This window comes from Allobosea sp. CER48, assembly GCF_044752385.1.
Taxonomy (GTDB): Bacteria; Pseudomonadota; Alphaproteobacteria; order Rhizobiales; family Beijerinckiaceae; genus Allobosea.
This window is the reverse complement of sequence record NZ_JBIWYK010000051.1, coordinates 1-11,132: the sequence shown is the minus strand read 5'-3', so window position 1 is coordinate 11,132 and position 11,132 is coordinate 1. Positions and strand designations below refer to the sequence as shown.

General features: G+C 67.9%; 10 protein-coding genes. 6 read left to right on the top strand and 4 right to left on the bottom strand.

Translation table 11 applies throughout. From position 1 onward, the window contains the following. The 4 genes from ACIPIA_RS03900 to ACIPIA_RS03885 form a co-directional block, all read right to left on the bottom strand. Positions 1-1,090: NAD(P)/FAD-dependent oxidoreductase (locus tag ACIPIA_RS03900; protein ID WP_400506863.1), on the bottom strand; the 1,090-nt coding region annotated here is incomplete at its 3' end. Beyond that, a complete protein-coding gene (locus ACIPIA_RS03895) occupies positions 1,087-2,451 on the bottom strand; it encodes an FAD/NAD(P)-dependent oxidoreductase (protein WP_400506861.1) in 1,365 nt (454 codons plus the stop codon). The genes ACIPIA_RS03895 and ACIPIA_RS03900, both read right to left, overlap by 4 nt. After that, positions 2,444-2,758 (bottom strand): (2Fe-2S)-binding protein, encoded by a 315-nt coding sequence (locus ACIPIA_RS03890; protein ID WP_400506859.1) that lies wholly within the window; start codon positions 2,756-2,758, stop codon positions 2,444-2,446. The genes ACIPIA_RS03895 and ACIPIA_RS03890 overlap by 8 nt, the downstream gene beginning before the upstream one ends. A gap of 88 nt (positions 2,759-2,846) precedes the next feature. Continuing rightward, entirely contained in the window at positions 2,847-3,671 is an 825-nt protein-coding gene (locus ACIPIA_RS03885; RefSeq protein WP_400506858.1) for an IclR family transcriptional regulator, read from the bottom strand. A 122-nt stretch (positions 3,672-3,793) separates the two neighbouring features. Here ACIPIA_RS03885 and ACIPIA_RS03880 point away from each other — a divergent pair, with 122 nt between their 5' ends. The 6 genes from ACIPIA_RS03880 to ACIPIA_RS03855 all read left to right on the top strand — a co-directional run. Then, the gene (locus ACIPIA_RS03880; RefSeq protein WP_400506856.1) at positions 3,794-4,567 is read left to right on the top strand and encodes an enoyl-CoA hydratase/isomerase family protein; all 774 of its coding nucleotides are present in this window, start codon (positions 3,794-3,796) and stop codon (positions 4,565-4,567) included. A gap of 76 nt (positions 4,568-4,643) precedes the next feature. Then, positions 4,644-5,699 carry an ABC transporter substrate-binding protein gene (locus ACIPIA_RS03875; RefSeq protein WP_400506854.1) on the top strand — a complete coding sequence of 352 codons (1,056 nt, stop codon included), beginning with the start codon at positions 4,644-4,646 and terminating at the stop codon, positions 5,697-5,699. A 23-nt stretch (positions 5,700-5,722) separates the two neighbouring features. Then, a complete protein-coding gene (locus ACIPIA_RS03870; protein ID WP_400506852.1) occupies positions 5,723-6,799 on the top strand; it encodes an ABC transporter ATP-binding protein in 1,077 nt (358 codons plus the stop codon). Further along, entirely contained in the window at positions 6,796-8,556 is a 1,761-nt protein-coding gene (locus ACIPIA_RS03865) for an ABC transporter permease subunit (RefSeq protein ID WP_400506850.1), read from the top strand. Before ACIPIA_RS03870 ends, ACIPIA_RS03865 begins: the two co-directional genes overlap by 4 nt. Before the next feature lie 22 nt (positions 8,557-8,578). Further along, entirely contained in the window at positions 8,579-10,108 is a 1,530-nt protein-coding gene (locus ACIPIA_RS03860) for a class I adenylate-forming enzyme family protein (protein WP_400506848.1), read from the top strand. Between the two features lies 1 nt (position 10,109). Continuing rightward, on the top strand, positions 10,110-11,132 hold a 1,023-nt coding region (locus ACIPIA_RS03855), incomplete at its 3' end, for a hypothetical protein (RefSeq protein WP_400506847.1).

The following is an 11,132-nucleotide window of genomic DNA, read 5'->3' as shown; positions in this document are numbered from 1 at the left end:
ACGGGTCGAGAGGCGTAGGCGTTTCGCCATCGAGAATGATCTCGCTCAGGCATAGTCCGACGCCGGGGCCGATCTGGAAGCCGTGGCCGCAGAAGCCGAAGGCGTGGAACAGGCCGGGCGTCGTTCCGCTGGGCCCGATCACCGGGACCATGTCCGGCAGATAGGCCTCGATGCCGGACCAGACACGGATGACATGGCATTGCGCCAGCATCGGCGCCACACGGGCCAGCGCCCGCATCGCCGCCAGCGTCTTGGCCGGGGGCACCGGTGCGCGGTTCGCCTGCGGATCGGCCGAGGTGCGCGGATAGCCGGCGAGAATGATGTTGCCGCGCGGGATCTGCCGGAAGATCACCGAGCCGTCGATCGCCTGCACCGAGGGCTCGATCCGGTAGGGGAACGGCTCGGTCACGAATTGCGGCGGTCCGGCCGGGAAGACCGGAGCGGTCTCGCCGAAGCGCTCGGCGATCTCCAGCGCCCATGCCCCGGCACAGTTGACCAGCGCACCGCAGCTCAAGTGGCTGCCGTTCGACAGAGTCAGTTCGAAGCCGCCACCGTCGCGGTTCACCGCGGTAACGCGCGTGTTCTCCAGGATGGCGGCGCCCTGTCTTGCGGCAGCCCGCGCCACTGCCGGCGTCGCGAGTCGCGGATTGGCGGTGGCATCGCGCGCGGAGAAGGTGGCAGCTACGGCACGTTCGCCCAGCCAGGGCCAGCGCCGGCGCAGATCGGCGGGGCCGACCCGTTCGATCGCCAGCCCGTAGGATTCCGAGACCTTGGCATAGCCCTCGAGTTTCGCCTGCTCCTCTTCGTCATAGGCGAGGTAGAGATGCCCGGTCTGCTCGAATTCGCAATCCTCGCCGATCAGCGCGTCGAAATCCTCCCATAGCGCCTGCGAGCGCAGCGACAGCGGATACTGGCCGGGAAAGCGCCCCTGCAGGCGCAGGTTCCCGAAATTGACGCCGCTCGATTGCTCGCCGACGACGCCCTTCTCGACCAGCGTCACGCGCTGTCCACGCCTTGCGAGGAAGAAGGCGGTCCAGGCCCCGATCAGCCCGCCGCCGACGATCGCGACATCGGTCGTGTGTCTGCTCATGCCGGCTCTTCCGCTGCCGCGAGCGCGATCGGCTTCACCGGCGCTTGCCCGCGCAAACGGCCGGCCGCTTCCCCGCCTTGCCCGGCGCCCGCCGCGACAATCTCCTGCAGCGCTGGCCCGCAGACGCGCCCCTGGCAGCGCCCCATCCCGCAACGGGTCATCGCCTTCACCCGGTTGACCTCGACTGGCCCGAGCGCCTTGGCCATTGCGGCGCGGACTTCGCCGACCGTCACGTTCTCGCAGCGGCAGAGCGTGACCGCATCGGGCAGGGCGGCGATCTGCTCCTTCGGCCAGGCGAAGGCGCGTGCCAGCCCGCGCTGGAAATTGCGCAGCCGTGCGACGTGCCGCGCCAGTGGCCTGATCGCAGCGATGTCCTGCGCGTGGCCTAGATCCGAAAGAATGGCGTGGGCCGCGAGCGTCCCGCTGGCCTCGGCGGCATCGGCGCCGCCGATCCGCACCCCGTCTCCAGCCAGGTACAGGCCGGGCCGCGCTCGGCCGAAGCTATCGATCTTCGGCAGGAACAGCCGGAAATCCGGATCATAGGCGAATGCCGCCCCGGCGAGATCGGCTAGCTGCGTCTCGGGCTTGAGACCATAGCCGAGTGCGACCGCATCGCAGGCGAAACGCCGTTCCCGCCCGCTGCCGTCGCGCAGGATGAGAGCTTCGACATGGCCGTTTCCTTCAATGGCGACCGGTGTCACCCCGTGCAGCATCGGGACACCCGCGCGCAAGGCCGCAGCCATGTACCAGAGCCCGCGCAGGAATGTGCGCGGCGCGCCGAGCAGAGCGGGCATCGCGGCGAGCTTGGCGGAGAATGGCGTCGTATCGGCGATCACCGCGATCTCGGCGCCCATTGCGCGGTATTGCTTCGCGGCCAGTGTCAGCAACGGCGACGACCCGAGAAAGGCGACGCGGCTGCCGATCAGGCAGCCCTGGTCCTTGAGCGCGACCTGCGCCCCGCCGAGGGTGAAGACGCCGGGGGTCGTCCAGCCCGGCAGGGGCGCGATCCGGTCCATCGCTCCGCTGGCGACCAGCAGCCTGTCGCAATCGAGCGTCTCGGCGCGGCCGTCGCACAGGAGGTGCAGGCGCTGGCCGTCGATCGCCCAGACCAGCGTGCGGGGCCGATAATCGATCCTGGAGCGCAAGGCGGCGAAGCGTTGATGCAAGCTCGCGTATCGCCCGGCTTCCGATCCCATCAGCCTGGTCATGTCGAGAGCGAGGTCGTCGGCCGGCCGGCGATAGCCTTGTCCGCCGGCCCAAGCGCCTTCGTCGATCAGGATGGGTTTCAGCCCGTGTGCGACGAGAAGTTCGGCGGCGCTGATCCCGGCGGGGCCGGCTCCGATGATGACGATTTCAGTCATCGGCGTCGGCCATGCCCTGCGGTTCGGCGAAGAGTTCCATGCCCTCGCTGACCGACGTGGTGCAGGCCCTGATCCGGCCGCCCGCCGCACTCCAGACCCAGCAGTCCTGGCAGGCGCCCATCAGGCAGAAGCCCGCCCGCGGCTCGGCGCCGAATTCGAGGCGGCGGGCGAGCGCGCCGTTCTCCAGCAGCGCGGCGAGAACGCTGTCACCGGCGGTCGCCCGGATGGACATGCCATCGAAGCTGAGGGTCACCGCTGCTCCGTGGCGGCTAGCCACACGGCGGAACTGCGCCTGCGAGCGTTCCATGGAATCTCAATGTTATTGCAATGCGATATAAGTTTTCGGATTTTGATAAATGAGAATGCGGCCTGTCAAGGGCATTCGCCCCGTTTTCTCAGACGCGCGAGATGGCGTGGGCGGCAGCGATCACCAGCGAGGAGAAGCGCGAGACGACCTCCTCATGGCTGTAGCGCGAGGTCGAGGTCGCGATGTTGACGGCGGCTTCGGGGCGACCGTGATGATCGACGATCACGGCGGCAATCGAAGCATCGCCGATATACACCTCCTCGAAGGCGGTAGCGTAGCCCTGCGCGGCCGACTGGCGCAGCTTCTCGCGCAGCGTCTCGCGCTGCCAGGTTGTCGAGGGCGTGTAGGCGCGGCGGTCGGAGGCGTCGATGATCGCCATCGCCTCGTCCTCGGGCAGGCGCGACAGCATGGCGATGCCCGGCGCCGTGGCATAGGCCGGCATCCGCGTGCCGATGATGACGTCGGTGTTGAGCACGTGCCGGCTGAGAAAGCGCGAGACGAAGATGATTTCGGTCTCCTCGCGCACGGTGAGGTTCACCGTCTCCTCGGTCTCCTTGCTCAAGTGCATCAGGTAGGGCATCGCCCGGTCGAGCAGGCGGCTGCTGCGGACGAAATGATAGCCGAGGTCGAGCGTCTTCGCCGTCAGCTCGAAGCGCTTGGTCTGCGCGTCCTTGCGGAGATAGCCGAGCTTGGTGAGCGTGTGAGTGAAGCGCTGGGCGGCGCTGACATCCATCCCTGTTTCCGAGGCGACCTGCGACAGGTTGAGCGTCTGGTGCTGGCGGCCGAAGGCCGAGAGCACGCGGAACGCCTTCTCCACTGAATTGACCATCAGCGCGTCGTCCTTGCGGGGCGCTTGGTCGGCCGCCTGCGACGTGCGCTTCCGGCCGGGCGGGGTCTCTTCGGGCATCGTCATCGGGGCCTGCTCTCCTCGGCGCGATCAATGGCTGCGGCTAACGATCTTGACAAGCTGAGCCTTTGGCGCAGAATAATCAATAGAAGTTATTACATTGCAATAAACACTCATCGGAGAGCGCTATGAAGGACTCTGTTCTGGTCGAGGTGCGTGGCGCAGTCGGCATCATCACCCTCAACCGCCCCGAGATCCTGAACGCCTGGAATGCGCCGATGCGCGAGCGGCTGGTGGCCTGCTTCGACGAGATGGAGGCCAACGAGGGTGTCCGCGCGATCATCCTGACGGGTGCGGGCGATCGCGCCTTCGGCGCCGGTCAGGACCTCAACGAGACCAAGACCTTCGATCCGGACCGCGCCGAGTTGTGGATGGGCGAATGGGAGCGCCTCTATGATCGCATGCGCTCGCTCTCGAAGCCGCTGATTGCGGCGCTGAACGGCGTCGCTGCCGGTTCCGCCTTCCAGGTCGCGCTGCTTTGTGACCTGCGCGTCGGTCATGCCGGCGTCACCATGGGCCAGCCCGAGATCAATTCCGGCATCGCCTCGGTCACCGGCCCCTGGATCATGAAGGAGATGATCGGGATCGCCCGCACCATCGACCTGACCCTGACCGGCAGGATGATGGATGCCGACGAGTGCGTCCGCATCGGCCTGATCAACCGGATCGTGCCGAAGGAGCAGGTGCTGCCGGCCTCGCTCGCGCTGGCCGAGGAACTCGCCGCCAAGCCGCCGGTCGCCATGCGGCTGAACAAGGCGCGCTTCCGCGAAGTCACCGAGGAGAGTTTCCGCGAGTGCCTCGCCGCCGGCATCCGCAACCAGCGCGCCGCCTACGCAACCGGCGAGCCGGCGCGGATGATGGAGGCCTTCCTGGCCAAGCGGGCGGCGCGGAAGTCGGCCTGATCGCGCCACCTGTCCATCCGATCACCCATGGGGAAATGCGGAAAACCGCTTGAAAGGGGAGTAGACGATGACGAGCATGACGAAGCCGACCAGGCGCACCCTGCTGCAACTCGCTGGCGGCGTTGCCGCCGGCGCGGTCGCAGCGCCGTACCTGACGGGCACGGCGCGCGCCGCGACCCAGATCACGGTTGCCGATCCCGGCGGCCCGTTCGGTCCGGCCTTTCGCAAGGCCTTCTACGATCCCTTCGAGAAGGCGACCGGCAACAAGGTCGTCAACGTCGCACGCGAGGCCGAGCCGACCGCCCAGTTCAAGGCGATGGTCGAGACCAAGTCCTATACCTGGGACGTCTGCACGCTGACGCTCTCGGCCCGCGACATCCTCAAGGCGCAGGGCTTGCTCGATCCGATCGGCTTCGCCCATGCCGATGTCCCGAAGTTGATGCCGGAGGCGATCTCGCCCGAGTTCATGGGCACGGATGTCTATTCGACTGTCTTCGCCTACCGCACCGACCGCGTGAAGACCGCGCCGGCGAGCTGGGCCGACTTCTTCAATGTCGAGAAGTTCCCGGGCCGCCGCGCGCTGCGCAAGAATCCGATCGATACGATCGAGCAGGCGCTGCTTGCCGACGGCGTGCCGCTCGACAAACTCTATCCGCTCGATATCGATCGCGCCTTCAAGGTGCTCGACAAGATCAAGCCGCATGTCGCGGTCTGGTGGACCGGCGGCGCCCAGTCGACGCAGCTCCTGCAGAGCGGCGAGGTCGACATGCTGCCGGGCTGGAACGCCCGCCTGCAGGCGGCGATCGACGGCGGCACGCAGGCCAAGATCGTGTGGAACCAGGGCCTCTACTCGATCGAGGGCTGGGGCCTGCCCAAGGGCGGCCCGAAGGCGGACGTCGCGCGGCAGTTCATCCGCTTCTGCTCCGATCCGAAGGCGCAGGCCGTCTTCACCGAGGCGCTGGCCTATGGCCCGACCAATCTCGACGCTTACCAGACCATCCCCGCCGAGCGCGCCAAGGTGCTGCCGACCTCGCCGGAGAACCTGAAGCAGATGGCGATCGCCAACGAGGACTGGTGGAGCGCCAACCGCGCCAAGGTCACCGAGCGCTTCAACGCCTGGCTCCTGACCTGACGGCGATGGGGACGGGTGCCGGAATGAACGCGATCGAGCCGAAATCGGCCAAGCTCGTGGTCGAGGGCAAGCTTGTCATCGAAGGACTTGGCAAGCGCTATGGCGCGACCATGGCCCTCGAGCCGAGCTCGCTCAGCGTTGCCGAGGGCGAGTTCCTCACCTTGCTGGGGCCTTCGGGCTCCGGCAAGACGACGCTGCTTCAGCTCATCTGCGGTCTGGTCGAGGCCAGCGAGGGCAGGGTGGTGATCGACGGGCGCGACCAGTCGAACATGCCCGTCCACCAGCGCGATATCGGCCTGGTGTTCCAGCACTACGCGCTTTTCCCGCACCTGACCGTAGCGGAGAACATCGCCTTTCCGCTCAAGATGCGCGGCCGCCCCGCCGGCGAGATCGCCGGCCGGGTCGCAGCCACGCTGGACATGGTCCATCTCGGCCATCTCGCCGGGCGCTTCCCGCGCGAATTGTCCGGTGGCCAGCAGCAGCGCGTCGCGCTGGCGCGCTGCTTCGTCTACCAGCCCTCGATCATCCTGATGGACGAGCCGCTCGGCGCCCTCGACAAGAAGCTGCGCGAACACATGCAGATCGAGATCAAGCGGCTGCACCGCGAGAGCGGCGCCACGATCGTGTACGTGACCCACGATCAGGAGGAAGCGCTCGCGATGTCCGACCGCATCTGCCTGATGAACCATGCGAAGATCGAGCAGCTCGGCACGCCGCGCGAAATCTACGAGCGCCCGCGCACCGCCTTCGCCGCCGATTTCATCGGCATCTCGAACATCTTCCGCGGCAGGTGGGACGGCAACGGCGCGCTCGACACGCCCCATGGCCGCTTCGCCCTGCCGAGCGACGCCAATTGCCAGAGCAAGGACGCCGCCCTCGTCATCCGGCCGGAGAACCTCCATCTCGGCGAGCGCGACGGCAATGCCGTCCGCGGCCGGGTCAGCGAAATCGTCTATGCCGGCTCGGAGACGCGCGTCATTGCCGCGCTCGGAGACGGCAGTCCGCTCGTGCTGCGGCTGGGGCCGGACGACCCGGTGCCCGCCATCGACCAGGCCATCGTCGCCGGCTGGGCCCGCGACAAGGCGGTGCTGGTCGCATGAGCGCGGTCGCGGCAGGCACGGGTCCGGCGCGCCGGAGCCGGTTCAGGTTCGGTCCCCTCTGGCTGGCGGTGCCCGGCCTCGCGTTCCTTGCTGTCTTCTTTGCCTGGCCGGTGGCGCAGCTGCTCGGCCTCAGCCTCGTCGATCCCGAAACCGGCGGCTTCTCGGCCGGCGCCTACCAGCGCATCGCCGCGACCGATGTCTATCTGCGGGTGCTCGGCATCACGTTCCGCATCGCCGGCTGGACGGCCCTCTGGTCGCTGCTGATCGGCTATCCGCTGGCCTACTGGCTGGCGCGCCTGCCCGACATGTTCCGCGGCCGCATGCTGCTCTTCGTCATGGTGCCGTTCTGGACCAGCTATCTCGTCAAGACCTTCGCCTGGATGATCGTGCTCGGTCGCAGCGGCATCATCAATTCGCTGGCGACGGGCTCCGGTCTCGTCGATCAGCCCCTGCCGCTGCTGCACAACATGTTCGGTGTCATGGTCGGCATGGTCCATGCCATGGTGCCGCTTGCGGTGATGACCATGCTGCCGGTGATGACCGGCATCGATCGCCGCCTGGTGCAGGCCGCGCAGACGCTCGGAGCCGCTCCGGCGAGGGCCTTCTGGCTGGTCTATTTCAAGCTCTCCCTGCCGGGTGTGGCCGCAGCGGGCCTGCTCGTCTTCATCTCCTCGCTCGGCTTCTTCATCGTGCCGGCCTTCCTCGGCGGGCGGCAGGAGACGATGCTCGCCCAGCTCATCATCACGCAGGTGCAGGAGTTGCTGAACTGGTCCTTCGCCGGGGCGCTTGCGGCAATGATGCTGGCGGCTGCGCTGGTCTCCTGCTGGATCTATGACCGGCTCTTCGGGATCTCGACGATCGCCGGCGGCTCGGCGCAGGCCGGGGGCGGGCGCATCCGCGATCTCGGTCTCGCCATTCTCGGCATCGTCGCGGACATCGCCGGGCGCATCGCGGCTGTTGCGCAACGCGTGCTGGGCAAGCGCATCTGCGCGGCGCTGCTGCCGGGCTTCTGCTGGCTCGCCATCGGCTTTCTGGTGCTGCCGACGTTGCTGGTGATCCCGCTCGCCTTTACCTCGTCGCAGTTCCTCGAATTTCCGCCGCCGGGCTACGGGATCGGCTGGTTCCGCACCTACTTCGAATCGCCGCTCTGGCTTCAGGCGACGTTGCGCTCCTTCATGGTCGCCTTCGCCACGGCGCTGGCCGCAACCGCGATCGGTGGCTTCGCGGCGCTGGCGCTGGCCCATAGCCGCACGCGCTGGGGCGGGCTGATCTTCGCCTTCTTCCTGGCGCCGATGATCGTGCCGCGCATCGTCATCGCGGTCGGGCTGTTCTACCTCTTCGCCCGGATCGGTCTCGTCGCCACCGATCTCGGCCTGATCATCGGCCATACCGTGCTGGCGATCCCGTTCACGCTCGTCACCATCGCGGCCGTGCTCAAGACTTACGACCAGCGGCTCGACCAGGCGGCGGCGACGCTCGGCGCCAACCGCGTCCGCACCCTGACAGGCGTGACGATCCCGCTGGTCAAGGGAGGCCTCGTCGCGGCCTTCCTCTTTGCCTTCATCACCTCCTTCGACGAGCTCACCATCGCGATCTTCGTTTCGGGCGGCGTCAAGACGACCCTGCCGAAGCAGATGTGGGACGACATGATCCTGCAGCTCAACCCGACGCTGGCCGCGGTTTCGGTTGTCGTCTTCGTGGTGGTGACGGCGATGCTGCTGCTGGCCGAACGCTTTCGTTCCTCCTCCTCTTCCTGACATCGACGACCGAAGCGCAACCATGATCTCTCCTGACAAAGACGGCTTCGTTGGCCTTCTGACCGCGCGCGCCGCCGCCGAGCCGGACAGCGTCTATGCCCGCTTCGGCGGCGAGCCGGTGAGCTATGGCGAGATCGAGCGGCGCTCGGCCGCCTTCGCCGGACATTTGCGGGGACGCGGTATCGTCGCGGGGGATCGCGTCGCGGTGATGATGCGCAATTCGATCGCGACCATCGCCGTGGTCTTCGGGCTCGCGCGGGCCGGCGTCGCCTGGGTGCCGGTCAACGCCCAGCAGCGCGGCGAGGGGCTGAACTATCTCCTGACCCATTCCGGCCCGCGCCTCATCGTCGCTGACATCGAGCTCGCCCCCCAGATCGCCGAAGCGATGGGGCCGGACGCGGCCTTGCCGGTGCTGCTGCATGCGCCGGGCGGCGATCTCGATGCGGTGCTCGCCGGAACCGTCTGTTTCGACGAACCGGCCCCGGCTGCGGATGCCGTCTTCGCCATCATGTACACCTCCGGAACGACCGGGCGGCCGAAGGGCGTGATCGTCTCGCACCGGATGCTGCGGCTGGCGGCCGAAAGCGTGCTCTACCTGTCGGATGCGCAGCCCGGTGAGGTCTTCTTCGTCTGGGAGCCGCTCTATCATATCGGCGGCGCCCAGCTTCTGCCGCTGCCGATGATCCGCGACGTGACGCTAGCCATGGTCGAACGCTTCAGCGCCAGCCGTTTCTGGGCCCAGGTCCGGGAGGAGGGCGCGACCCATATCCACTATCTCGGCGGCATCCTTCAGATCCTGCTGAAGCAGCCGTCTTCCGCTGCAGATCGCGAGCATGGCGTGCGCATCGCCTGGGGCGGCGGCTGCCCGGCCGACATCTGGCGGCAGTTCCGCGACCGCTTCGGCGTCGATATCCGCGAATGCTATGGCATGACCGAAGCCTCCAGCCTGACGACCTGCAATACAAGCGGCGTGGTCGGTTCGGTCGGGCGGCCGATGCCCTGGTTCACCGTCAGCCTGCTCGATGGCGAGGCGATGCCGGTAGCGGTCGGCGAGCGCGGCGAGATCGTGGTCGGGACCAGCGTCCCCGGCGCGATCTTCCCCGGCTATCTCGACAATCCCGAGGCGACCGCGAAGGCTCTGCGTAACGGCGCCCTCCATACCGGCGATCTCGGCTCCTTCGATGTCGACGGCAACCTCTATTTCCACGGCCGCATGACCGACAGCGTGCGCTGCCGCGGCGAGAACGTTTCGGCCTGGGAGGTCGAGCATGTCGCGGCCGAGCATGACGCGGTCGAGGATTGCGCGATGATCGGCGTGGCCGCCGATATCGGCGAGCAGGACATCAAGCTCTTCGTCAAGCCGCGCCACGGCGCGATCATCGATCCGCAGGCCCTGTCCGGCTGGCTCGGCCAGCGCCTCGCGCCCTACCAGAACCCGCGCTACATCGCCCTCGTCGACGAGTTCGAGCGCACGGCGAGCCAGCGCATCATGAAGCACAAGCTCTCACCCCGGCTCGACGATTGCTGGGACAGGGCCGCAACGGGGCGCTGACATGGCGAGCTGCGATATCCTGATCTCCGGCACCGGCGGCTTCGCCGCCCGCATCGCCTTCGACATCGCCGCGACCGCCCGCGAGCCGGTCGAGGTGATCATCGCCGGGCGCAATCTCGAACGGCTGAACTGGCTGCGCACTGCCGCCAATGCCCGTGCCGCGCTCTTCGGGGCCAACGCGCGTTTCACCACCCACGCCATCGACTTGCTCGCGCCGGACGCCTCGGACGCGCTGCTCGCGGCAGCAGACCCCCGCATCGTCGTGCAGGCCGCCTCGATCCAGACCTCGCAGGTCATCGCCCAGAGCGGCAACGCCTGGACGCGTCTCGTTGCAGAGGTCGGCCTGAGCGCGACGGCCGTCTTTCAGGCGCTGATCAGCGCACGCGTCGCGGCCGCCATCACGCGCTGCGGCAAGCCGGTGACGCTGGTCAATTGCAGCTTCCCCGACGTGGTCAACGGCATGATCCGCGCGATGGGCCATGCCGTCTCCTGCGGCATGGGGAATGTCGCGATCCTGTCCAACGTCTTCGCCGGCTCGGCCGCGACGCGCGCCGGTGCCGAGGTCAAGGTTCTCGCGCATTACCAGAACCTCGCCGCCTGGCGCCGCCGCCCGGAGGAGCGCGGCGGGCGCGCCCCGCGCGTCTGGCTGGATGGCGAGGAAGTTTCCGATGTCTACGCCCACTTCGCCGATATCCAGCTCACGCCCGAACCGGTGATCGAGATATCGGGCGCGAGCGGCGTGCCGATGCTGCTCGCCATGGCGGCGGGCAAACCCTGGCAGGGTCATGTGCCCGGCCCGGGGGGCTTGCCCGGCGGCTACCCGGTCAAGCTGGTCGACGGCAGGCTCGAGCTCGACTTGCCGCCGGCATTGGCGCGCGAGGAGGCCATCGCCTGGAACGCCTCCTTCGAGGCGGCCAATGGCCTCGTCGTCTCGCCGGAGGGCAGGGCGACCTTCACGGGGATTCTCGGCGGCGCCATCGCCAGCCACATCCCGGAGCTGCGGGACGGGTTCGACGTCCGCGAG

Bases quoted from the DNA above. Each gene is read 5' to 3' on its own strand.
- ACIPIA_RS03895 (WP_400506861.1), bottom strand. From the start codon at position 2,451: ATGACTGAAATCGTCATCATCGGAGCCGGCCCCGCCGGGATCAGCGCC.
- ACIPIA_RS03890 (WP_400506859.1), bottom strand. From the start codon at position 2,758: ATGGAACGCTCGCAGGCGCAGTTCCGCCGTGTGGCTAGCCGCCACGGA.
- ACIPIA_RS03885 (WP_400506858.1), bottom strand. From the start codon at position 3,671: ATGACGATGCCCGAAGAGACCCCGCCCGGCCGGAAGCGCACGTCGCAG.
- ACIPIA_RS03880 (WP_400506856.1), top strand. From the start codon at position 3,794: ATGAAGGACTCTGTTCTGGTCGAGGTGCGTGGCGCAGTCGGCATCATC.
- ACIPIA_RS03875 (WP_400506854.1), top strand. From the start codon at position 4,644: ATGACGAAGCCGACCAGGCGCACCCTGCTGCAACTCGCTGGCGGCGTT.
- ACIPIA_RS03870 (WP_400506852.1), top strand. From the start codon at position 5,723: ATGAACGCGATCGAGCCGAAATCGGCCAAGCTCGTGGTCGAGGGCAAG.
- ACIPIA_RS03865 (WP_400506850.1), top strand. From the start codon at position 6,796: ATGAGCGCGGTCGCGGCAGGCACGGGTCCGGCGCGCCGGAGCCGGTTC.
- ACIPIA_RS03860 (WP_400506848.1), top strand. From the start codon at position 8,579: ATGATCTCTCCTGACAAAGACGGCTTCGTTGGCCTTCTGACCGCGCGC.